This is a genomic window from Sphingomonas sp. (assembly GCF_019635515.1).
In the GTDB taxonomy this organism is placed as follows: domain Bacteria; phylum Pseudomonadota; class Alphaproteobacteria; order Sphingomonadales; family Sphingomonadaceae; genus Sphingomonas.
This window is the reverse complement of sequence record NZ_JAHBZI010000001.1, coordinates 875,730-897,734: the sequence shown is the minus strand read 5'-3', so window position 1 is coordinate 897,734 and position 22,005 is coordinate 875,730. Positions and strand designations below refer to the sequence as shown.

At 65.2% G+C, this 22,005-nt stretch carries 24 protein-coding genes, 1 tRNA gene and 1 riboswitch; of the genes, 10 read left to right on the top strand and 15 right to left on the bottom strand.

Translation table 11 applies throughout. The features are described 5' to 3' along the window. Nucleotides 1-78 precede the first annotated feature (78 nt). Nucleotides 79-266: riboswitch (cobalamin riboswitch) on the bottom strand. A gap of 252 nt (nucleotides 267-518) precedes the next feature. Continuing rightward, the gene (locus KF730_RS04485; RefSeq protein ID WP_294092541.1) at nucleotides 519-1,019 is read left to right on the top strand and encodes a hypothetical protein; all 501 of its coding nucleotides are present in this window, start codon (nucleotides 519-521) and stop codon (nucleotides 1,017-1,019) included. 92 nt (nucleotides 1,020-1,111) lie between these two features. Here KF730_RS04485 and KF730_RS04480 read toward each other — a convergent pair. Next, nucleotides 1,112-1,186, bottom strand: a tRNA-Val gene (locus KF730_RS04480). 59 nt (nucleotides 1,187-1,245) lie between these two features. Beyond that, a complete protein-coding gene (cpdR, locus tag KF730_RS04475; RefSeq protein WP_294092540.1) occupies nucleotides 1,246-1,620 on the bottom strand; it encodes a cell cycle two-component system response regulator CpdR in 375 nt (124 codons plus the stop codon). Nucleotides 1,621-1,722: 102 nt separating this feature from the next. On the opposite strand from cpdR, the gene KF730_RS04470 reads away from it, so the two are divergent. Next, entirely contained in the window at nucleotides 1,723-2,568 is an 846-nt protein-coding gene (locus tag KF730_RS04470; protein ID WP_294092539.1) for an N-formylglutamate amidohydrolase, read from the top strand. 456 nt (nucleotides 2,569-3,024) lie between these two features. Here KF730_RS04470 and KF730_RS04465 read toward each other — a convergent pair whose 3' ends face one another. Continuing rightward, complete coding sequence (locus KF730_RS04465) at nucleotides 3,025-3,807, bottom strand: SapC family protein (RefSeq protein WP_294092538.1); 783 nt, start codon at nucleotides 3,805-3,807, stop codon at nucleotides 3,025-3,027. Between the two features lie 62 nt (nucleotides 3,808-3,869). After that, nucleotides 3,870-5,318 (bottom strand): FAD-binding oxidoreductase, encoded by a 1,449-nt coding sequence (locus tag KF730_RS04460; RefSeq protein ID WP_294092537.1) that lies wholly within the window; start codon nucleotides 5,316-5,318, stop codon nucleotides 3,870-3,872. A gap of 73 nt (nucleotides 5,319-5,391) precedes the next feature. On the opposite strand from KF730_RS04460, the gene KF730_RS04455 reads away from it, so the two are divergent. From KF730_RS04455 to KF730_RS04440, 4 genes are all read left to right on the top strand, one after another. After that, nucleotides 5,392-5,847 carry a hypothetical protein gene (locus tag KF730_RS04455; RefSeq protein ID WP_294092536.1) on the top strand — a complete coding sequence of 152 codons (456 nt, stop codon included), beginning with the start codon at nucleotides 5,392-5,394 and terminating at the stop codon, nucleotides 5,845-5,847. A 101-nt stretch (nucleotides 5,848-5,948) separates the two neighbouring features. Beyond that, nucleotides 5,949-7,382: a DEAD/DEAH box helicase gene (locus tag KF730_RS04450; protein WP_294092535.1), complete on the top strand. Its 1,434-nt coding sequence runs from the start codon at nucleotides 5,949-5,951 to the stop codon at nucleotides 7,380-7,382. Continuing rightward, complete coding sequence (locus KF730_RS04445; protein WP_294092534.1) at nucleotides 7,379-7,885, top strand: thioredoxin family protein; 507 nt, start codon at nucleotides 7,379-7,381, stop codon at nucleotides 7,883-7,885. Before KF730_RS04450 ends, KF730_RS04445 begins: the two co-directional genes overlap by 4 nt. Further along, nucleotides 7,870-8,094, top strand: a complete 225-nt coding sequence (locus KF730_RS04440) for a DUF1289 domain-containing protein (protein ID WP_294092533.1) — start codon at nucleotides 7,870-7,872, stop codon at nucleotides 8,092-8,094. Before KF730_RS04445 ends, KF730_RS04440 begins: the two co-directional genes overlap by 16 nt. Here KF730_RS04440 and KF730_RS04435 read toward each other — a convergent pair. The 10 genes from KF730_RS04435 to KF730_RS04390 all read right to left on the bottom strand — a co-directional run bounded on the left by KF730_RS04435 (nucleotide 8,055) and on the right by KF730_RS04390 (nucleotide 15,701). Beyond that, nucleotides 8,055-8,588 carry a TIGR00645 family protein gene (locus tag KF730_RS04435; RefSeq protein ID WP_294092532.1) on the bottom strand — a complete coding sequence of 178 codons (534 nt, stop codon included), beginning with the start codon at nucleotides 8,586-8,588 and terminating at the stop codon, nucleotides 8,055-8,057. The two genes, KF730_RS04440 and KF730_RS04435, sit on opposite strands and share 40 nt — an antisense overlap. Nucleotides 8,589-8,611: 23 nt before the next feature. Beyond that, nucleotides 8,612-9,235 (bottom strand): glutathione S-transferase family protein, encoded by a 624-nt coding sequence (locus tag KF730_RS04430; protein ID WP_294092531.1) that lies wholly within the window; start codon nucleotides 9,233-9,235, stop codon nucleotides 8,612-8,614. A 65-nt stretch (nucleotides 9,236-9,300) separates the two neighbouring features. Continuing rightward, the gene (locus KF730_RS04425; RefSeq protein ID WP_294092530.1) at nucleotides 9,301-10,155 is read right to left on the bottom strand and encodes a dienelactone hydrolase family protein; all 855 of its coding nucleotides are present in this window, start codon (nucleotides 10,153-10,155) and stop codon (nucleotides 9,301-9,303) included. A gap of 75 nt (nucleotides 10,156-10,230) precedes the next feature. Next, entirely contained in the window at nucleotides 10,231-10,896 is a 666-nt protein-coding gene (locus KF730_RS04420; RefSeq protein WP_294092529.1) for a DUF1013 domain-containing protein, read from the bottom strand. Nucleotides 10,897-11,059: 163 nt separating this feature from the next. Next, complete coding sequence (locus KF730_RS04415) at nucleotides 11,060-12,079, bottom strand: glycosyltransferase family 1 protein (RefSeq protein ID WP_294092528.1); 1,020 nt, start codon at nucleotides 12,077-12,079, stop codon at nucleotides 11,060-11,062. 5 nt (nucleotides 12,080-12,084) lie between these two features. Beyond that, on the bottom strand, nucleotides 12,085-12,963 hold the full coding sequence (locus tag KF730_RS04410; protein ID WP_294092527.1) for a UDP-2,3-diacylglucosamine diphosphatase: 879 nt from the start codon (nucleotides 12,961-12,963) through the stop codon (nucleotides 12,085-12,087). A 62-nt stretch (nucleotides 12,964-13,025) separates the two neighbouring features. Further along, complete coding sequence (locus tag KF730_RS04405) at nucleotides 13,026-13,643, bottom strand: glutathione S-transferase family protein (protein ID WP_294092526.1); 618 nt, start codon at nucleotides 13,641-13,643, stop codon at nucleotides 13,026-13,028. An 82-nt stretch (nucleotides 13,644-13,725) separates the two neighbouring features. Continuing rightward, nucleotides 13,726-14,304 (bottom strand): hypothetical protein, encoded by a 579-nt coding sequence (locus KF730_RS04400; protein WP_294092524.1) that lies wholly within the window; start codon nucleotides 14,302-14,304, stop codon nucleotides 13,726-13,728. 55 nt (nucleotides 14,305-14,359) lie between these two features. Continuing rightward, nucleotides 14,360-14,647, bottom strand: coding sequence for a GIY-YIG nuclease family protein (locus KF730_RS04395; protein WP_294092523.1), 288 nt, complete (start codon nucleotides 14,645-14,647; stop codon nucleotides 14,360-14,362). 52 nt (nucleotides 14,648-14,699) lie between these two features. After that, nucleotides 14,700-15,701, bottom strand: a complete 1,002-nt coding sequence (locus KF730_RS04390; RefSeq protein ID WP_294092522.1) for an NAD(P)H-quinone oxidoreductase — start codon at nucleotides 15,699-15,701, stop codon at nucleotides 14,700-14,702. A gap of 75 nt (nucleotides 15,702-15,776) precedes the next feature. On the opposite strand from KF730_RS04390, the gene KF730_RS04385 reads away from it, so the two are divergent. Then, on the top strand, nucleotides 15,777-15,974 hold the full coding sequence (locus tag KF730_RS04385; RefSeq protein ID WP_294092521.1) for a DUF1192 domain-containing protein: 198 nt from the start codon (nucleotides 15,777-15,779) through the stop codon (nucleotides 15,972-15,974). Between the two features lie 135 nt (nucleotides 15,975-16,109). Next, nucleotides 16,110-18,434 carry an ATP-dependent Clp protease ATP-binding subunit ClpA gene (clpA, locus tag KF730_RS04380; RefSeq protein ID WP_294092520.1) on the top strand — a complete coding sequence of 775 codons (2,325 nt, stop codon included), beginning with the start codon at nucleotides 16,110-16,112 and terminating at the stop codon, nucleotides 18,432-18,434. A gap of 283 nt (nucleotides 18,435-18,717) precedes the next feature. On the opposite strand, the gene KF730_RS04375 is transcribed toward clpA, so the two are convergent. Then, nucleotides 18,718-19,872, bottom strand: a complete 1,155-nt coding sequence (locus tag KF730_RS04375) for a DUF418 domain-containing protein (protein WP_294092519.1) — start codon at nucleotides 19,870-19,872, stop codon at nucleotides 18,718-18,720. Nucleotides 19,873-20,038: 166 nt separating this feature from the next. Between KF730_RS04375 and KF730_RS04370 the strand changes: the two genes are divergently transcribed. Together KF730_RS04370 and KF730_RS04365 are read left to right on the top strand one after the other, a co-directional pair. Then, nucleotides 20,039-21,694, top strand: coding sequence for a diguanylate cyclase (locus KF730_RS04370; protein WP_294092518.1), 1,656 nt, complete (start codon nucleotides 20,039-20,041; stop codon nucleotides 21,692-21,694). A 78-nt stretch (nucleotides 21,695-21,772) separates the two neighbouring features. Continuing rightward, nucleotides 21,773-21,976 carry a hypothetical protein gene (locus KF730_RS04365; protein ID WP_294092517.1) on the top strand — a complete coding sequence of 68 codons (204 nt, stop codon included), beginning with the start codon at nucleotides 21,773-21,775 and terminating at the stop codon, nucleotides 21,974-21,976. Nucleotides 21,977-22,005: the final 29 nt, after the last annotated feature.

Genomic DNA, 22,005 nt, shown 5'->3' with positions numbered 1-22,005 from the left:
TGGCGCAGGCGACCCGGTTCGGTGTCGCTCACGCAAGGGATTTCGCCCCTCGTTCGCCCGGTGCACCCCGCCCGCGCAAAGGAATCGACCGTGACGGGCAGGTCTCCTGGCTCCCGGGTCAACGCTGGCGCGCCGCCTTCCCGAACTTTCGCTCAGTGGCATGATGGCGCGGCAACTAACCGGTCACAGTTGCGGGGGCAGCTTCGGCATCGGACCGAATTCCCTTTTTGATCCCCTTGCGGGGAACCTGTCACGAGCCGGCCTCTAGTCGCGCATGCTGCATTGCGCAACGGGGAACCTACAGGCGAGCCGGTCGTTACGCTCCCGCATCGGGATGGATTGTGTCTTGCTGGGTCGGGCTGACCGCCCGCTATAGCGACGAGATCACCGGCCCGGGCGTCGGCCAGCGCCCAGTACTGCTCGGACCATCGGCTGGAAACACTCGCGGCGGCGCTCGACGATGCGCTGACGGGCGATGTGGAGTATAGAATCCAGAAGCGCCCCGGATAGGATTCACCTTGTTCACTCTGCCACAACCGACAGACCCCGACGTTCTGCAGTTCCTGGCCCTTTGGGGTCTGCCGGACCCGATATTCCTTGATTATGTCGATGTCGGCGCAGGCTATTCGCCCGATTTTTGTCACGTATCCGCTAACCATCGCGTTAGCGTGGCGGGCGGGCGTCGCGTACTGGGTTGGGCACTATGGCAATTTCCACAATGCGTGCTCGGCAACTGCCATAGCGTATGGGAGGATCCGACCGGGAATCTGATAGATGTCACGCCGCCGAAGCTCGGCACGCGAACCCTGTTCGTAGCGGATTCGTCGCTCTCGATCACGTGGCAGCCAAATCGGCATCGTCTCTATAATAATCGGACGAATGTCGCAGGCTGCCCGATGCTGGACCTGATCGGCGAATGCACCGCCGACCCGTTCTTCCCCATGCCGGACAGCAATCCGTCGCTTATCGGCTATTGCAGCGGGCTCGGCCTGCCCACGCCCGCGAAATCCATGATTTAAAGCACAAGCCCGGCTCGGACCGGGCAACTGGCGAGCTATTCGCCGGGCAATAAAAAGCCCGCGAGACCAAGGGCCTCAGCGGGCTTTTTGAATGGTGGGCGTGGCAAGGATTGAACTTGCGACCCCTGCGATGTCAACACAGTGCTCTACCACTGAGCTACACGCCCTCAATGGTCGGACGCCTCTAGCGGGGGTTGTGCCCCCGCGCAAGCACCCGAAACGCGATTTAATTCAGGCTGGCATTCTCGGCTTCGAACAGCCGATCGACCTCCAGCACCAGGTCGCGCAGATGGAAGGGTTTGGAGAGGATCCGCGCCTGCGGGACCTGCTTTCCGGCCTTGAGCGTGACCGCCGCGAAGCCAGTGATGAACATCACCCGCATGTCGGGCGCCAGTTCGCTGGCCTTTTGCGCCAGCTCAATGCCGTCCATTTCCGGCATGACGATATCGGTGAGGAGCAGATCGAACCGCTCATTTTCGAGCAGGGGCAGCGCCTCGGTGCCGCGATCGACCGCGCTGACGGCATAGCCCGACCGCTCGAGCGCGCGGGTGAGATATTCCCGCATCACGCGATCGTCCTCGGCCAGCAGAATCCGGATCATCGTTGCCCCACCCCAATCATTCGAGCCGGTACATAGCTCAAAGCCCTTAAGATTTTCCAGCCACGCATTGCCGCGCGGGCGCGGCGTGCCTAGGCTGAACGGGTGACCGCAACCCCGCCGTTCGCACTCTATGGCTCCAAGGAACCGATCAGCCCAGTGGTGCTGTCGGTGCCGCATGCCGGGCGCGACTATCCGCTGCCGCTGCGCGCGGCGTTGCGCGTGCCGCTGGCGGGCATCCGCGGACTGGAAGACCGCCACGCCGATGCCATCGCGCTGGGCGCGCGCGAATGCGAGACGCTGTTCGTCGCCGAGCGCCCGCGCGCCTGGATCGACCTCAACCGCAGCGAGCAGGAGCGCGACCCCCGGCTGGACGACGGCGCCCGCGCCGGCGGACCGCCGCTATCGGCCAAGTTGCGCAGCGGCCTGGGGCTGGTACCACGCCGCGTCGGCAGTTCGGGCGATATCTGGTCGCGGCGCTTGTCGGCGGACGAGGTCGAGACGCGGATCCGCGAGGATCACCGGCCCTACCACGCCGCAGTTGCCGCCGCGCTCGCTTCGGCACGAGCCCGGTTCGGCGTGGCGGTGCTGCTCGACGTGCATTCGATGCCGCCCTTGGGCGATCCGGCCTCGGCGCCCCGGCTGGTGCTGGGCGACCGCTTCGGCAAATCGGCGGCGGCGCGCTTCACCGGGCGGATCGAGGGCGTGGCCCGCGCCCATGGCATCGCCTGCGCCGCGAACACGCCCTATTCGGGCGGTCACATTCTGGAGAAGCATGGCGATCCCCGACGCGGGGTGCATGCGATCCAGTTGGAGTTCGACCGCAGCCTCTATCTCGACACCGCGTTCGACCAGCCCGGGCCGGGGCTGAAGGCGGCGGTGCAGCTGCTGCGCGCGATCATCGACGCGCTGGCCGACGAGGCCCTCCCCGCCGCGCTCGCCGCTGAGTAGCGGAAGCAGCACATAAAAAAACCACCCCGCGGTTACCCACGAGGTGGCCAAGGTTCAGGGAGGAGACACACCCGAAGGTGTGCCGCACGACCTCGCGAAAGGGGGAACACAAGGTCGTACAGGACAAATATAGGTGAAAGGTCAGATTGTTCAAGGGGCTGCGGGAGACCGTGCCCAGTCAGCGGCCAGCCGTTGCGAGGCACTGGGATGGAGGCATGAACGCCTCGGAAACCTGTCGAGCGCAGGCCAATCCGGCGCGAATGGTCCCAATGGTCGCACTGACCATGGGCATCGGATTTGGATGATCTCGGCCAGCGATTTCAGAGCCGAGGCACGCTGGGTTTTCAGCCAAGCAGGCGGAATCCTACATTGCAAGACCCGAAAAAAGAGCGCGGCGATCACCCCCCGCGAAGGGCGATCGCCGCGCTCCAATCGTTCAGCGCGGTTGCTGGCGTCTCAGACGGCCGGCGGAACCAGCTGCGGCTGCGGCATCTTGCCGAGGCGAACCTGCGCGGCGAAGACGTCGCGCATCAGCTGCAGCGAGAACAGGTGCGCATAGATGAGCGGCAACATGCCGTTCTGCACGATCTTGCGAAGCTGGTCGCCGCGCAGCTCGTTGAGCTTCTTCTCGTCGATCATCTGGAAGCCGCGATACACGAAAGGCTGCTCGGCGCCGTCGGGCTGGATCGAGGTCTCGCCGTCGGTCAGCAGGTCGAGCTCCTGCAAGTCCTTCATGAACATCGCGGTGCGCTGACCGGCCTGTTCGAACTGCTCGTTGAACGCCAGGATTTCCTTGGTCACCGCGCTCGGCTCGCCATTCTCGAACAGCGGCTGGCCCTCGTCGAACTTGCCGATCGTCTCCGAGGTCGGATCGAAGCACAGCGACAGCTCGTCGGCGTCGGGACGCAGGCGGGCGAGCAGATAGGGATAGCGGCGGATATAGGCCGGAACATAGAAGTTCGGATCGATCAGCTTGCCTTCATCGTCGATGAAGACGTTGACGCCTTCGTTGAGACCCATCAACGCGAGCGGAACGGGATCCTCGCCGGCGGAGAAGACGATCGGCATGTAGCGCTGGACGAGGGGGAATTCCTCGACCGTGACCGGCACGGCGTGATGCTTGGCGAGGAACGGCGCCTTGTCGAGGACGCGAACCTTGAGATCGCCGTGAACCTGGCTCGAAAGCGGTTCGAGCTGGTTATAGAACAACGGAAGCTGCTGCTGTGGCGCGCTGGCCATCTTACTCTCCTGAAAACCGAATTCGAAAAAATCTGCGAATGCTGTGAAATGCGCTAGCGCGTCTATGGCGTGGCGGCTTCCGGCGCAAGCGTCACGAGCTTCCCCGGATTGAGAATCCCCCGCGGGTCCAATGCCGCCTTGATCGCCCTCAGCGCCGCAATCCTGGCTGGCGGGCCCAGCCGTTCCAGTTCGGCACGCTTCATCTGGCCGATACCATGCTCGGCCGAGATCGACCCGCCGGCCGCGACGACCATGTCGTGCACCAGCCGGGTGATCGCCGCCGCGTCGCCCGCATGGAAGGTGGCGGCATCCATGCCGTGCGGGGCACGAACGTGGAAATGAACGTTGCCGTCGCCAAGATGGCCATAGGCGATGGCGCGGGTGCCGGGAAAGCGCCGCTCGGCCTCCGCCGCGCCCTCGATCATGAAGCGCGGCATATCATCGACCGGCACCGAGATGTCGTGCTGGACCGCGGGGCCGGCGGCGCGCTCCGATTCGGAAATCGAATGGCGGATCTTCCAGAACGCCTCGGCCTGGGCTTCGCTGGCGGCGATCACCGCGTCGCCAGCCAGTCCCGCTTCGAGCGCCGGACCAAGCAGTCGTTCGAGCAGCGACGCGGGCGGTTCGGCGGCGGCATCGATCGACACCGCCTCGATCAGCACGTGCCAGGGATGACGCGATTCGAGCGGAGCCCTGGTGCCGGGGATGTGACCGACGACAAGATCGAGCACCGGACCCGGCAAGATCTCGAAGCTCTCGACGGCATCGGTCTTCGCCTCGATCGCGCGGAGCAGCGCCAGCGCCTTCGCCGGGCTCTCCAGCCCGACCCAGGCGACCGCACGCGAGACGAGGCCCGGCGCCAGCCGCAGCGTCGCGGCGGTGACGATCCCGAGCGTGCCCTCGGCGCCGATCAGCAGCTGGTTAAGGTCATAGCCGCGATTGTCCTTCTTGAGCGGGGCGAGCCCGTCATGGATCGATCCGTCGGGCAACACCGCCTCCACGCCGGCGACGAGCTGCCGCATATTGCCGAAGCGGAGAACCTGGGTGCCGCCGGCATTGGTCGAGACCAGGCCGCCGATCGTGGCGCTGCCGCGCGCGCCGAGATCGAGCGGGAAGCGGCGCCCGGCCCGCTCGGCGGCCTCTCGGAAATCGGCGAGGATCACGCCCGCCTCGGCGATGGCGAGGTTGGATTCGGGATTGAGCGCGCGAATGCGGTTCATCCGGCGGAGCGACAGCAGCAGCGCCGATCCGTCCGCCGGGGGCGTCGCGCCGCCGACCATGCCGCTATTGCCGCCCTGCGGCACCAGCGCGACCCGCGCGTCCGCCGCCAGCGCCACCATCGCCGCGACCTCGTCACGCGAGGCGGGCGTCAGCATCGCCGGCGCCGCGCCGCGGTACCGCCCGCGCCAATCACTGAGCCAGGGCGCGATCGTGTCGGCATCGGTGGTCACCGCCTTGTCGCCGAAGCGCTGGCGGACGGTCTCGACGAGCTGGGCTTGCGCGGGCTTCATGGCGGCGGCAGGTAGCATGTACAGGGTTAGTTCATCCACTGTTCAAGGATTTGCGGTAGAAACCATAGCCGACATGCTGAACACGCCGTTTGCCGCCGCTCCCCTGCTGCTTTTCCTCGCCGCGCCGGGCGCTTCGCCCGAGCCGCCCGAATGGACGCGCGCGGCCGAGCTGTTTCAGCAGCAGCACATCACCGTGCATGTCCCGCGGGTGACGATGTCGGCAACGATCGTCATGCGATCGGCGGCCCCCATGGCCTTCAAGGAGAAGAAGGCCGACGATTGCGTCAAGATCAGCAAGATCGCCGGCTATTCGGTCAACCGCGCCAACAGCATCGATCTGCTGCTCAACGACGGCAAGCTGCTGCGCGTCAATCTGGGCGACGATTGCCCAGCGCTCGGCTTCTATTCGGGCTTCTACGTCAAGCCGACCAAGGACGAGAAAATCTGCGCCGGCCGCGATTCCTTCCGCTCGCGCTCGGGCCGTTCGTGCAGCATCGAGAACTTCCGCAGCCTCGTGCCCGTCAAGTAAGGCGCACCAGACCCCGTTTCCCTTGACATTTCCGGGCAAATCCGCAAGCGCGTGCAGGCTTAGCGGCATGGGCTTCCCATGCCCGTTTTCCGGATAAATTCATGAGCTTTGCCGATCTCGGCCTTTCCGACGAACTCCTGCGCGCAGTGACCGATGCGGGCTATAGCGAGCCCACACCGATCCAGAAGCAGGCGATCCCGTCCGTGCTGATGGGCCGGGACCTGATCGGCATCGCCCAGACCGGCACCGGCAAGACCGCGGCGTTCGTGCTGCCGATGATCGACATCCTCGGCGAAGGACGCACCCGCGCGCTGATGCCGCGCTCGCTGATCCTCGAGCCGACCCGCGAGCTGGCGGCGCAGGTCGCCGAGAATTTCGACAAATATGGCGTCAATCACAAGCTATCGATGGCGCTGCTGATCGGCGGCGTGCAGATGGGCGATCAGGTCAAGGCGCTGCAGGGCGGCGTCGATGTGCTGATCGCGACGCCGGGCCGGCTGATGGACCTGTTCGAGCGCGGCAAGATCCTGCTGACCGGCTGCAATCTGCTGGTGATCGACGAGGCCGACCGGATGCTCGACATGGGGTTTATCCCCGATATCGAGACGATCTGCACCAAGCTGCCCAAGCAGCGCCAGACGCTGCTGTTCTCGGCGACGATGCCGCCGGTGATCAAGAAGCTGGCTGACAAGTTCCTCGACAATCCCAAACAGATCGAAGTCGCGCGGCCGGCGACGACCAACACCAACATCGCCCAGCGGCTCGTGCCCGTGCCGTCGAGCGCGTTCGAGAAGCGCAAGGCGCTGCGGGCGCTGCTCGAGGCCGACGACGTCCAGACCGGCATCATCTTCTGCAACCGCAAGACGACGGTGCGCGAGCTCAACAAGAGCCTCAAGAAATACGGCTTCCGCTCGGGCGAGATCCATGGCGACATGGACCAGCCGGCGCGGCTGGCCGAGCTCGACAAGTTCAAGAAGGGCGAGATCAATCTCCTCGTCGCCTCCGACGTCGCCGCGCGCGGGCTCGACATCAAGGGCGTGAGTCACGTCTATAATTTCGACGCGCCGTGGCACCCGGACGATTATGTCCACCGCATCGGCCGCACCGGGCGGGCGGGCGCCACCGGCACCGCCTATACGCTGATCACGCCCGAAGACGCCGAGAACATCGCCGAGATCGAGAAGCTGACCGGCCAGAAGATCGAGCGCGTCGCCGTTCCCGGGGGCAAGGCTCCGGATGCTGGCGATGACGCGCCAAGCGAGGAAGCGCCCAAACGCGGGCGCGGTCGCGGCAAGCCCGCGGCGAAGGCGGACCGGGCGGAGAAGCCGGCGTCCGAAACCAGGCCGGCGCGTGAGGAGCGTGCGCCCCGGGAAGAACGCGCGCCCCGCGCCCCGCGCCCGGAGCGCGAATCGCGCCCGCCGCGAGGCGATACGCGCCGCGACGAATCGCGTCGCCGCGAGGCGGAGGATGACGGTCCGGACGATGGCTGGAACGGCCCGCTCCCTGATTTCCTGAACTTCACCCTGAGCGCATGATCCGCGCGGCAGCCGCGCTGCTGGCGTTGGCATTGCCCGGCGCCGCGCTGGCACAGGTCGCGCCGCCAAGGCTCTCGGTACGGACGCTGGCGCAACTGCCGCAACCGCTGGCCGCGCCCTATGATGCCGAGGCCGATGCGAATGCGGACATCGCCGGCGCGACGGCGCGGGCCCGCAAGTCCGGCAAGCGGCTACTCATCGATTTCGGCGCCAATTGGTGCATCGATTGCCGCGTCTTCGCCAGCGTCACCGAGTTGCCCGAGATGCGGCCGTGGATCGCGCGGCATTTCGAGCTGGTCTCGGTCGATGTCGGCCGCTTCAACCGCAATATGGATATCGCCGCGCGCTACGGCATCTCGCTCGATGCGGTGCCGGCGCTGTTCGTGATCGACCCGCACAGTGGAAAGCTGCTCAACCGTGCCGAGGTGCTCGGGCTGGGCGAGGCGGCCTTGCTGACGCCGCCGCAAATGGCCGCGTGGCTGGGAAAATGGGCGAAGAAGTGATCGAATATCTGCCCGTGATCGAAACCCCGTGCGTCGATATCTGCGTGATGGACGGCGAGACCGGCTGGTGCCTAGGCTGCGGCCGCACGATCGACGAGATCGCGATGTGGGGCGAAACCAGCCCCGAGGCCCGCGCGGCGGTGATGGCCGAACTACCGGCGCGAATGGCTCAACTCGCCGAACCCTTCGATCCCCGCGCCGACAGATAATCTGTCAGCGCCGACAGCACCGCGGTCACCACGAAGGCGAAGTGGATGATCGTCATCCACATCAATTCCTCCTTGGGCACCGGTTCGCCGCCGACGCCCATGAACGCCTTGAGCAGTTGGATGCCCGAGATGGCGACGATCGAGGCGTAGAGCTTCAGCTTCAGTCCGGAGAAGGTGGTCGTCCCCATCCAGGCCGGGCGATCCTCATGCCCCTCGGTATCGATCTTGGATACGAAGCTCTCGTAACCGGCGAGGATGACGACGAGGATCAGGTTCGCGGCCAGCGCCAGATCGAGCAGGGTAAGCACGTTGAGGATAGCCTCCTCGACGCTCATCACCCAGATCTGCGGCACGGCGTGGAAGAATTCGCGGACGAAGACGATCAGGAGCAAACCGATCGCAGCGATCAACCCGACATAAAAGGGCGCGAGCAGCCAGCGCGAGGCGAACAGCCCATTCTCAAAGACACGCTCGATTCGCTTCAAACCGCTCATATTTCCCCCCGGATAACGCCCTGTCAGGCCGGCGTCGGCACCACGACGGCGTCGTCCAGCTCGTTCGCACGCTTATACGCATCGCGCACGGTCAGGCGATCCCAGTATGCAGTGAAGGCATCCCGCCTGGGCAGCGTTCCGAATATCATGCCCCAGCCGATCGCCGAGCCGACATAGACGTCGGCGGCAGTGAAGCGGTCGCCGGCGATATAGTCGTGTGCCCGTACCGCCTGCTCCAGCACATCGACGGTCTGGTTATAGTTTCCGTAGCCGAACATCCGGCCCTGCTCGGGCGTGGGGATGAATTTGGCGTGGTTGTTGGTCACCGCCTGCTCGACCGGCCCGGCCGCGAAGAACAGCCAGCGGTAATAATCGGCGCGCTCGGCGTCCGTTGGTGCGAGGCCGGCATCGGGAAACGCATCGGCAAGATAGGCGCAGATCGCCGCCCCCTCGGTCACCACCTTGCCCTTGTGGACGATCGCCGGAACCTTCCCCATCGGATTGACGGCGAGATATTCGGCCCGCTTCATGGTGTCGGTATAGCCCAGCACCACCGTCTCGTAAGCCGCACCGATCTCTTCGAGCATCCAGCGGGCGATGCGGCCACGCGATTGCGGATTCGTGTAGAAGACCAGATCGGCGGCCATGACGCGTTCCTTCGATTCGTTTCAATATCGGAACAAATAGCGAACAGAAACTCGGACGGCAAGCGTCAGGCAAGCGCCTTGCCGAGCAGCGCCAGCAACCGTCCCCATGCTTTTTCGGCCTGGGCCTGATCGTAGACCGGGCTATCGGGCGGGCACCAGCCATGCTGCGCGGGATAGACTTCTATCTCGGCCGGGCGATTGGCTGCAGCGAGCGCGGCGCGGACCTTGTCCTTGTCGCCCGGCGCCTTGGCATCGTCGTTCTGGGCGACGGCGATGAGGAAACTGGCCTGCATCTTGGGCACGAGCGCGAGGAACGGATCGGCAGCAAGCCCGCCGCCATGGAAGGTACCGCCGGCGCGGACGCGTCCGGGGACGGCGGCGCAGGTCTGCATCACCAGCGGGCCGCCCATGCAATAGCCGGTGGTGCCGATGCCGCGCTTCCGATCGACTTCGGGCTGCTTGTCGATGAAGGCGATGAAACTGGTCGCATCGACGATCACCGCTTCCGGCGTCAGCAACTTGCGGGCCTCGGCGGCCTTGCCGAAGATCGCGTCGCGGTCGCCGCTCGCCGCCAGCGCCGGTGCGGTCAGCGAGCGGTAGAAGGGATTGACCGTCAGCACCGCATAACCCGATTCCGCCAGCCGGTCGGCCATCTGACGGAAGGCGGGACGCAGGCCGAAGATATCGGGCCAGACCAGCACCGCCGGATGCTTGCCGCTGGCGGGCGCGACGAAATAGGCGTCGCAGGTGCCGGCGGCAGTCTTGATCGTCACGTCGCGGCCCTTGACCGCCATCGCGTTGGCGGCGCGCGGCAGGACGATCATCGCGCCGGCGGCGGCGGTCGCGGCGCCGAACGCGCGGCGCGAGAGCGCGCCTTTCAGAAAGGCGGCGTTATCGGCTTCGGTATGTTCGTCGCACATCATCAGGCTCCCGAATCGCCCCTTGGCGTTGCGGAAGACTAATGATGTTAGTCACGGCGGTCACCCCGCCACGACTTAGCTCTTGAACAGGCTTTCGGCGGTGTGCTCGACCGGGGCGGCGGGCTCGCCATTCTCGATCGCGTCGGCAGCGGCCGCGGCGGCAACGCGCTCGGCGCGGAGCTGCTCGATCAGCGCCTCGCGGTCGCCCTCGAGGCGGTTGTCGACCGGGGCCTCGATGCCGGCAGCCTTGGCGGCCTTGGCGACGAGGGCGTCGAGCTCGCGCTGGGTGGTGAGGCCGAGCGTGACCGGGTCCTTGGGCACGATATTGGCGATGTTCCAATGGCTGCGGTCACGGATCGCGGTGATCGTCGTGCGGGTGGTGCCGATCAGCTTGCCGATCGCGCCGTCCGAGATTTCGGGGTGGTTGCGCAGAATCCAGGCGATGCCGTCGGGCTTGTCCTGGCGCTTCGAGACCGGCGTGTAGCGCGGGCCCTTGGTACGGCGGACCTGCTCGGGGCCCTTGAGCATCTTGAGCGAATAATCGGGATCGGCCTGGCCCTTCTCGATCTCTTCCATCGTCAGCTCATGCGCGCGGACGGGATCGCGGCCCATCACCTTGGCGGTGGCGGTATCGTCGGCGATCGCCTGCACCTCGAGGATGTGCAGGCCGCAGAACTCGGCGATCTGCTCGAACGAGAGCGCGGTGTTGTCGACCAGCCAGCTGGCGGTCGCATGGGGCATCAGCGGCTGGGCCACGAGCAGTCTCCAGAAATAGAAAGGGCCGCCCATCACGGGCGGCCGGTAACGGAGGCTGACTTAGTCGCGGATGGGCGGGAGGGCAAGCGGATAGCGCACCATCAAGCCGACTATTAGCGCTCCCCGGCGGAGGCCAGGGAAGGATGTTTCAGGCAGCGCGTCGCGATATCAGCGGACACAATCCCGCGAAGAACTGCGCCGCGCTGGCCTCCCAGGTAAAGGTGCGGCCATAGGCAGCGCAGGCGGCGCGGTCCCTGGTCAGGGCTTCGGCGATGGCGGTCTCAAGGTCTTCGGAAAGTGCGCCGGTCTCGGGCGTGACGATGTCGATCGGCCCGGTCACCGGATAGCCGGCGATGGGCGTGCCGCAGGCCAGTGCCTCGATCATCACCAGCCCGAACGTGTCGGTGCGGCTAGGAAAGACGAAAACGTCGGCGGCGGCATAGGCGGCGGCGAGCGCCGGGCCGAACATCGCGCCGCGGAACATCGCATCGGGATATCTGGCTTCGAGCGACGCGCGGGCCGGGCCGTCGCCGACAATGACCTTGGTACCGGGATGACCGGTTTGCAGGAAGGCTTCGAGATTCTTCTCTACCGCGACCCTGCCGACATAGAGCTGGATCGGACCGGACAGTTCGCGCATCGCCGGATCGGGTTCGACGCCGGCATGGAAGTTGCTCAAGTCGACGCCCCTGCCCCATGGCTTGAGCTTGTGGAGGCCATGCTCCTCAAGCGAGCGGCGGATCGAGGGCGTGGCCGCGAGGATCGCCTGCGCCGGGGCGTGGAACCAGCGGATATAATTCCAGAACCATTCGGCCGGGAGCCGGGTGCGCGCCGAGACATAATCGGGAAACTGGGTGTGATAGGCGGTGGTGAACGGCAATCCGTTCCGCATGCACCAGCGCCGCGCGGCGATGCACAGCGGCCCTTCGGTGGCGAGATGGATCGCCTCGGGCTCAAAGTCCTCCAGCATCTGGCCGACGGTAGCGACCCGGGTCAGCGCCAGGCGGATCTCGGGATAGGTCGGACACGGCAGCGAGCGGAACAGATCGGGCGAGATGACCTTGACGATATGGCCGTGCTTCTCAAGCTCCTTGCGCACCGCCTGGATCGTGCGGACCACACCGTTGACCTGCGGATCCCAGGCATCGGTGACGATCGCGATACGCACGCCCGTCAGGCCGCCTGCCGCTCCATAGCCGGCGTCTTCTCCCGATCCCGCGCTGCCATCTCCTCCGCCCAGTGCAAAATCTCCATTCGACCGTCGAAATGCTCGACCAGGGCGGTGCATCCTTCGACCCAGTCGCCGTCGTTATAGTATTCGACGCCGTCGATCATCCTCATTTCGGCGGTGTGGATATGCCCGGCGATGACGCCATCGACACCGCGCGATCCGGCCTCATGCGCGACGATCTCCTCGAACCGGGAGATAAAGGCGACGGCGTTCTTGACCTTGTGCTTGGCGTATTTGCTGAGCGACCAAAAGGGCAGACCCAGCATCCGGCGGACGGCGTTCACCCAGCGGCTGAGCACCATGCTGGTCTCATAGGCGGCATCGCCCAGATAGGCGAGCCAGCGGTGCGACAGCGTGATCGCATCGAACTCGTCGCCATGAAGGACGAGCAGGCGGCGGCCATCGGCGGTTTCGTGCACCGCCTGGCGGCGGATCTCGACCCCGCCGAAATCGAGGCCCGCGAACTGGCGGAACATCTCGTCATGATTGCCGGGGATGTAGACGATCCGGGTGCCGCGCCTGGCCCGCTTGAGCACGCGCCAGACGATGTCGTTGTGCGAGACCGGCCAGTAGAAGCGTTTCTTGAGCGCCCAGCCATCGACGATGTCGCCGACCAGATACATGCACTCGCTATCGACATGATCGAGAAAGTCGATGAGCAGTTCGGCGTTGCAGCCGCGCGTGCCGAGGTGGATATCGCTGATCCAGATCGTGCGGTAGCGCCGCCGCTCGAGCACCGGCTTTTCGGGAATTGCCGGATGCGATGCGTGAAAATCGGCGATGCCCGCCGCGCCGAACGTCAGCCTGGTGATCGTGGTCATGCGCCGCGCCCCCTCGCCCTTGCCTGGGAGCGCTATGGCGGCGGATTGTTACAGCCCGATCATCATGCGGTTATAGGAATGTGACAGGGATGCGCGGCGACGCGATCCAGCCAGGCGCGGACATTGGGATAAGGCTGGAGGCTGAAACCACCCTCTTCGGCGACATGGGTATAGGCGTAGAGCACGATATCGGCGAGGGTCAGCCGATCGATCACGAACCAGTCGCGACGCTGGAGATGCTCGTCCATCAGCGCCAGCGCGGCCTCGCCGCCTGCCTGCTTGGACGCGAGATTGGCGCGCTGGACCTCGTTGAGATTGTCGAAGCCGATCCAGCCCTTCCAGAAGCGCACCGTCGCGATATTGGGCTCGTGGTTATACTGCTCCCAGAACAGCCAGCGCAGGAGATCGGCACGCTCGAAGCGGTCGGACGGGATCAGCGGCGTGCCGTCGGCGATATAGAAGGCCGCGGCATTGCTTTCCGGCAGGAAATCGGGACCGACCTGCAACACCGGGATGCGGCCATTGGCGTTGACCTGGCCGAGGAACTCCGCGGTGCGCGTCGCGCCGGCCATGATGTCATATTCGCGCCGATCGAGCTTGATCCCGGCATGCGCCGCCGTCAGCCGGATCTTGTAGCAATTCCCCGAGGCGGCATATTCGTGAAGCGTGAGAGCGGTCACCGGCTTTCCCCCATTATATCGGCATGCGCTTGCCGTGGCGGACGCGGCGCGTCCAACAAGGCATGGCGCTGGACTTATAAGCTCAGATGATGCCTTCGGCCTCGCGCCATTTGACGATGCCGCGGTGATAGAGGCAGCCCCAGAAGGCGAGCAGGGCGACGTATAGCCAGCCCCAGCTGTGGGCCCAGAACGGGAAAAAGAAGCCCTGTTTGAGGTCGCGGCCCACTTCCCTGTGAAGCTCGGCATCGTAGCTCGGCAGGAACGGCGCCATCACCAGTTCCCAGCGGTTGCGGGTGTACACGACATAACCGAACTCCTCGTACCAGCCGAACGGCATGCCGAGGAAACTCCATTCACGGACCGAATAGCCGTAGCGCAGCGGCTCGTGCTCGCCGCTGATGCGGGGCGGCGGGGCGCGACCGGCAAGGACCAGCAGCTGATAGAGCGATTCCGCCTTGGTCGGTTCGCGGACGACATGGACGCCCTCATGGCTGACGATGCGCTCGAGATTGGCGACCATCGGGCCCTTCGCATCGGCCGGGATATCGGCGACATGATCGACCGCGCGATGCTGGTCGCTCAGGAACCAGTGCCGGTCGGACATCAGCAGGATCACCGGAAGCGCCACGATCAGCACCCCCGCGACGATGTTGCGCAGCATTGCTTCCCCCTACCTTCTTCGTCTTCCCCGCGAACGCGGGGATCCCGCTTCCAATTTACTCGTGAATTTCGGCGGACAAATCACGCCATTCAGGATTCATCGCTTCTATCAGCTCGATCTTCCACGCGCGCCTCCATTTCTTGAGGCGCTTCTCGCGGACGATGGCATCGGAGATGTCCTCGAAGACCTCAATGTAGACGAGACGGGTGAATTCATATCGGGCGACGAATCTCGAACCTTTGCCGGTTTTATGCTGCTCGATTCGCCCGGCGAGTTGCGCGGTCACTCCCGTGTAGATGCCGCCGCGGTAGCGATCCGACATCATGTAGATGTAGCCGCCCATCAGAAGAAAAGAAGCGGGGTCCCCGCTTTCGCGGGGATGACGAATGGGGAGGTCACTCGCCGACGACCAACACGATCTTGCCGACATGGTCGCCGGCTTCCATGCGGCGGTGCGCCTCGGCGGCTTCGGCGAGGGGGAATATGGTGTCGATCACCGGCTTGAGCTGCCCGGCGGCGACCAGCGGCCAGACGGTGCGGTGAAGTTCGTCGGCGACGAGCGCCTTGAACTCGACCGGGCGTGGGCGGAGCGTCGAGCCGGTGAGCGTCAGCCGACGCCGCATGATCTCGAAGATCGGGATGGTTGCCTGTAGCCCGCCCTGCACCGCGATCGAGACGTGGCGGCCCTCGTCGGCGAGGCACTGCATGTTGCGGGGCACATAATCGCCGCCGACCATGTCGAGGACGATATCGACACCCTTGCCGCCGGTGATTTGCTTCACCCGCGCGACGAAATCCTCGGTCTTGTAGTTGATCGCATGGTCCGCACCGAGTTCGCGGGCGGCGGCGCATTTGTCGTCGGAGCCGGCGGTGACGATGGTCTCGACACCGAACAGCTTGCAGAGCGCGATCGCCATCGTGCCGATCCCCGAGGTGCCGCCATGGATGAGGATCGTGTCGCCCTCGCTGGCGTAGGCGCGCTCGAAGACGTTGGTCCACACGGTGAACAGCGTTTCGGGCATCGCCGCGGCCTCGACCATGGTCAGCGCCTCGGGCACGGGCAGGCAGGTGCCGATCGGGGCGACGGCATATTCGGCCTGGGCGCCGCCGCTGACCAGGGCGCATACCGGCTGGCCTAGCATCTCGGCATTCACGCCCTCACCCAGCGCGACGATGGTGCCCGACAGTTCCAGCCCGAAAATGGTCGGCGCGCCGGGCGGCGGCGGGTACATTCCCTTGCGCTGCATGACTTCCGGGCGGTTCACCCCGGCGGCGGCGACCTTGATCAGCACCTCGCCCGGCCCCGGCTTCGGCACCGGGCGCTCGACAAGCGCCATCACCTCGGGTCCGCCCGGAGCTTCGGGATCGATCGCGCGCATCATATCCGGGAAGGTCATCGGCTCGTCGCTTTCGGCCAAGCAGGGTCGGGTGTTTATTGACATCGGCTCGTGCCCGGTCAACGTTTCCGCAGGATGGACGCAGACGAAAATCTTCCGCGCCGCAAGGACGATGCCGCCGCCATGCTGGCGAAGCAGGATCTCGATCCCTTCTCGGTCGAGGAACTGGCCGAACGCATCGAATTGCTCGAAGCCGAGATCGCGCGAACAAAGGCAAAAATGCAACGCGCCGTTAACCATCGCGCAAGCGCTGACGCCCTATTCAAGCGATGAGCGTTGCGCCGGAGTCTCGGGCAGATGCCAGAAAACTCCGGTGCTGGGCCGCCACGCTTGATGCGAGCGTCCGTCATCCCGACATAGTGGGAAACCGGGCCGCGTATCCTTCTGGCCCGACTGGAGTGTCTCTGAATGCCTAGTTTCGCCTCCGCGCTCGAATCCACCCTGCACAAGGCGCTCGAAGCCGCCAGCTCGCGCCGCCACGAATATGCGACGCTCGAGCATCTGCTGCTGGCGCTGGTCGATGACGAGCATGCCAGCAAGGTGATGAGCGCGTGCGGGGTCGAGCTCGACGATCTGCGCGGCACCGTCGCCCATTATCTCGATACCGAGCTCGAGGCGCTGAAGGTCGATGCCGCCACCGATCCCTCGCCGACCAGCGGCTTCCAGCGCGTCGTCCAGCGCGCGATCCTCCATGTCCAGTCCTCGGGGCGCGATGAAGTGACCGGCGCCAATGTGCTGGTCGCCTTGTTCAGCGAACGCGAGAGCTATGCGGTCTATTTCCTCCAGCAGCAGGATATGAGCCGCCTCGACGCGGTCAGCTTCATTTCGCACGGCGTCGGCAAGGGCGCCGGCGCGAGCGAGACCACGACGCCGAAGGGCGCCGAGGAAGAGAAGACCGCGACCAAGTCCGAGAGCAAGAGCGGCAAGAATGAGAGCGCGCTCAAGCAGTTCACCGTCGATCTCAACGAGAAGGCCAAGGCCGGCAAGGTCGATCCGCTGATCGGGCGCGGGCCCGAGGTCGACCGAACTGTCCAGATCCTGTGCCGCCGTTCGAAGAACAACCCGCTCTATGTCGGCGATCCCGGCGTCGGCAAGACCGCGATCGCCGAGGGGCTGGCGCGCAAGATCGTCGAAGGCGAAGTGCCCGAGGTGCTCAAGGAAGCCGTGATCTATTCGCTCGACATGGGCGCGCTGCTCGCCGGCACGCGCTATCGCGGCGATTTCGAGGAGCGGCTCAAGCAGGTCGTCACCGAGCTTGAGAAGCTTCCCCACGCGGTGCTGTTCATCGACGAGATCCACACCGTGATCGGCGCGGGCGCGACCAGCGGCGGGGCCATGGACGCGTCGAACCTGCTCAAGCCGGCGCTGTCCGGCGGCAGCATCCGCTGCATCGGATCGACCACCTACAAGGAATTCCGCAATCACTTCGAGAAGGACCGCGCGCTGCTGCGGCGCTTCCAGAAGATCGACGTCAACGAGCCGACGGTCGAGGATACGATCAAGATCCTGAGCGGCCTGCGGACGGCGTTCGAGGAGCATCACGCGGTCAAGTACACGCCCGACGCGATCAAGTCGGCAGTGGAGCTGAGCGCGCGCTACATCAACGACCGCAAGCTGCCCGACAAGGCGATCGACGTGATCGACGAGGTCGGTGCGATGCAGATGCTGGTGCCGCCGTCGAAGCGCAAGAAGACGATCACCGCCAAGGAGATCGAGGCCGTCATCGCGACGATGGCGCGCATCCCGCCAAAGACCGTGTCGAGCGACGATACCAAGGTGCTCGCCAATATCGAGCAGGACCTGAAGCGCGTCGTGTTCGGACAGGACAAGGCGATCGAAGTTCTGTCTTCGGCGATCAAGCTCAGCCGCGCGGGCCTGCGCGACCCCGAGAAGCCGATCGGCAATTATCTGTTCTCGGGCCCGACCGGCGTCGGCAAGACCGAAGTGGCGAAGCAGCTGGCCGAATTGCTCGGCATCCCGCTCCAGCGCTTTGACATGTCCGAATATATGGAGCGCCATTCGGTCAGCCGGCTGATCGGTGCGCCTCCCGGCTATGTCGGCTTCGATCAGGGCGGGCTTTTGACGGACGCGGTCGATCAGCAGCCGCATTGCGTGCTGCTGCTCGACGAGATCGAGAAGGCGCATCCAGACCTGTTCAACATCCTCTTGCAGGTGATGGACAATGGCCGCCTCACCGATCAGCACGGCAAGTCGGTCGATTTCCGCAACGTCATCCTGATCATGACGACCAATGCCGGCGCGAGCGACATGACCCGCGAATCGATCGGTTTCGGCGAGATCAGCCGCGACGACGTGCAGGAGGAAGCGGTGAAGAAGCTCTTCACCCCCGAATTCCGCAACCGCCTCGATGCGATCGTGCCGTTCGACTATTTGCCGACCAGCGTCGTCGCGCGGGTCGTGGACAAGTTCATCCTCCAGCTCGAGCTGCAGCTGGCGGACCGCAACGTCCATATCCAGCTCGACGACGAGTCCAAGGCCTGGCTCACCGAGCGCGGCTACGACAAGCTCTATGGCGCGCGCCCGATGGGCCGGCTGATCCAGGAGAAGATCAAGCAGCCGCTCGCCGAGGAGCTGCTGTTCGGCAAGCTGGTCCATGGCGGCGAGGTCAATGTGAAGCTCAAGGACGGCGCGCTGGTGTTCGAAACCACCCCCGCCGCGCCCAAGCCGAAGGGCAAGGGCGGCAAGAAGGCGGCGACCGCCAAGGCCAAGTAATGGCGTGAATCAAACGAGAGGGGCCGGAACGCGAAGTTCCGGCCCTTTTTGGTGTTCGCTCGTCGCCACTCCGTCGCAGACTGGTCGCCCTGTCTCGCGGCGCTGGGATCGCTTGCGCGCTCCGCTACGGCCCATTCCCGGAAGAAGAATTGGAAAGGTTCAGGGAAATGGCACTCAATACGAAAGCGGCGCTTGCCGCGAGCTTCGCGACGATCTTCATCCTCTCCAGCACGGCCGCACTCATGCAAAGCCTGGCCGGAGCGGTCTAGCCGCTGGACGGCTGTTAGTGGCGGAAGGGGATGTCGCGGCGCAGATAGGTCAGCGCGCGCCATCCCCATTCGACCGGGCCATAGTGGAAATGCCGTAGCCAGATCGCCGCCAGCACCAGCTGTGCGAAGATCGCGGCAAGGCCAACCCACAGGCGCGTCGGCTGACTCCAATCGTCCCACAGGCCGAGGCCGAAACCATAGAAGATCGGCACGAACACCAGGCTCTGCGCGATATAGAGCGTCAGCGTCAGCCGCCCGACGCCGGCGAAGGGCGCGATCAATGCGCGCAGCGGCCCCTGCCACAAAGCGATCAGGATCAGCGCCCAGAGCGTGGTCCCCGCCAACTCGAACCAGCTTCCCAGCAACAGCCCGAACCAGCGCCCCGCAGCTTCGCCATGCCCTTGCGCGGCGAACCAGCCGGTCAACGCATCGCGCTCGAAATGCAGCGCGAGCGCAACGGCGGCGGCAATCGCGAAAGCTATCCAGCGCGCGCGCACATAGTCCCCCGCCCGCGCGAAGAAGCCGATCCGGCCAAGCACCATGCCGACCAGGTACAGGCCGATGATCTGCACCAGCCGCCCGCTTTCGAGCATGAACCACCATTTGGGGAGCTGGCCTTCCCACAAATTGGCCTTGAGCGTCTCGGCCAGCGTGCCGTTGAGATAGATGGGCATTGCGGAATCGCTGAAGAAATGCGGCGGCTGATTCGCCCATGCCGCGCCGGAGGAAGCGGCGACGATCTGGAGGATCAGGATCGGCCCGGCGAAGCAGAAGGCGGCGAGCGCGATCAGCACGCGGTTCGACCGTATCCGGTGCGCGAGCAACAGCACGAAGCCGAGCCCGGCGAGCAACTGGATGATGTCGCCGCGATAGACCAGCGCATGGAAGAAACCGATCACCAGCAGGACCGCCAGCCGCCACGCGAAACGCCCGGAGAAATCCTCGCCGCGCCGCGCCGCGCGATCCATCAGCACGAAGAAGCTGAAGCCGAAACACAAGGCCAGCAGCGAGAAGCTCTTGCCCATGAACAGCAGAAATATCGTGTCGGCGATCCCCGGTTGCGGGGCGGCCCAATACAGCTCGTAGCTCTCCAGCATATGGACGAGGAACAGCGCCATCAGCGCGAAGCCGCGCAGCACATCGACCAGTTGCAGCCGTTCTTCAGCCATATGCCCCTCCCCTTTTGTCCGACTATAGCTGCGCGACCGCACGCGAACAAAGCGGATCGCGCAAGTTGCGGAGAAAGCGGCGATCTCCCCGCATTTTAACGGGTTGTTCGTCATGCCGGGCGTAGCAAGAAGCATGGTTCGGGCCTGTCTTTCGCGCGGAATCGCGGTGTTGCTCGCGTGCATCGGCTTTGCGGCGCTTGCCGTGCCGGCACAGGCGCAGCGCGCCGTCACCGGGCGGCCGCTTCAGGTCTGTGTGCTGCCCGATACCGGCGGAATGAACCCGGCAGTGCTGATCCAGTATCCCGAACGCTTCGACTGCATGACCGAGCAGCACAGGTTCGGCCCCGGCAATTTCTGGGTGATCACCAACGACATCAACCAGCGCTCGCGCTCGGGTGAGCCGCTCAATGCCCGCATCGCCAGCCTGTGGCAGGACAGGCTGTCGCTGCATGTCCTGTATTCCGACGGCCGGATGACAACCTCCACCACCGACGCGCGCGGGGTGACGCCGCTGATCCAGCTCGGCGCATTGGTCGAATATCCGCTGCCGCAGCTGAACGCGAAGGTCGTCCGGCTGATGTGGCATGTCGAGGGATCGGCGAATGTGCGCGGCGTCGTGCTCGGGGCGAGGCTTTCGACCGGCGCGCAGAGCGAGCGCACCAATCTGACGATGGCGGCGATGTACGCCGCCTTCGCCGGACTGTGCATCGCGTTGATCATCTACAATCTCGCTTTGTGGGGTGCGCTGCGTCACCGCTTCCAGCTTTATTATTGCGCGATGGTGGCGTGCCTGCTCGCCTACACCTTCTCGTCCTCGGGCACCCTCGCCTGGACTTTCCCGGATATCGCCAACAACGAACGGCTGCGGATCAATTATCTGCTGCTCGGCATGGTCGGGGCATCCGCGCTGATCTTCGCCCGCAGCTTCTTCGAAGATCGCGTCTTCGTGGGGTTCCTCGGGCGCTATACGGCCGCGGTCGCCACCGCGATGGCCGGGGTCGGCGTGCTGTTCTACCTGTCCGCACCCTTCTCCGTACGAACCGCGGACGCCGCCTTCTCGATCGTGTTCCTGGGACTGGCCACCGTGGTCGGACCGACCTTGTGGCAGGCGTGGCGCAAGCGGAGCAACTATCTGTGGCTGTTCGCGGTCGGCTGGGGTGCGCCGATCCTGATGTCGGTCGGGCGCGTGCTCGCCAATTTCCATGTCATCCCATGGAATTTCTGGCTCGATAATTCGACGATCCTGTCGATGGTGGTCGAGGCGCTGATGTCGAGCCTCGCCATTGCCTATCGGATCAAGCTGCTGCGCGACGAGCGCGACTGGGCGATCGCCAACGAGGTGATGGCGCGCCGCCTGGCCGATACCGATCCGCTGACGGGACTGCTCAACCGCCGCGCGTTCCTCGATCAGGCGATCGGGCGGACCGGAGAGCAACAATTGCTGATCGCCGACCTGGATCACTTCAAGGGCGTCAACGAAACGCTGGGCCATGACGGCGGCGATGAAGTGCTGCGGCTGTTCGCGCGGTTGCTGCGCACGCACGTGCCCACCGGCGCCCTGGTGGCGCGGTTGGGTGGCGAGGAATTCGCGATCCTCTCCTCGGCCGCCGAACCCGTCGAGCCCGAAGCGCTGCTCGCCAGGCTGCGGGCGACGCGGATGCCGTTCGACCTGCTCGTCACCGCCAGCATCGGCGGGTGCCGCGGGCCGCTGACCAGCGATGTCGAGTGGAAGGCGCTCTATCGCGGCGCCGACGCCGCGCTGTTCGAAGCGAAATCGGCCGGGCGCGACCGCGCCCGCAACACGATCCGCGCCGCCGCCTGAACCGGCCGTCACTTCGGGCGCGTTTTCGTCGCGCGCTCGATTGCCGCTTTCGTTCAGCCGGCATATACCGGCGCCATCATGGTCAAACGCAACCGGATCATCCTGGCTTTGGGAGCCCTGGCGCTGTTGCTGCTGTCGCTCGGCAATGCCCGGCACGCCGCCATCTCCATCGCCATGGCGCGCGCGGACGATCCTTCACCCCGCAAGATGGAAGCGGCGGTCGATCTCGGCGTGATCGCGGTTTCGGTGCTGGTGACGTGGAGCAAGCGGCTTGGATATTGACCGGCCCCGGAGCTTGCTTACACTAGTGT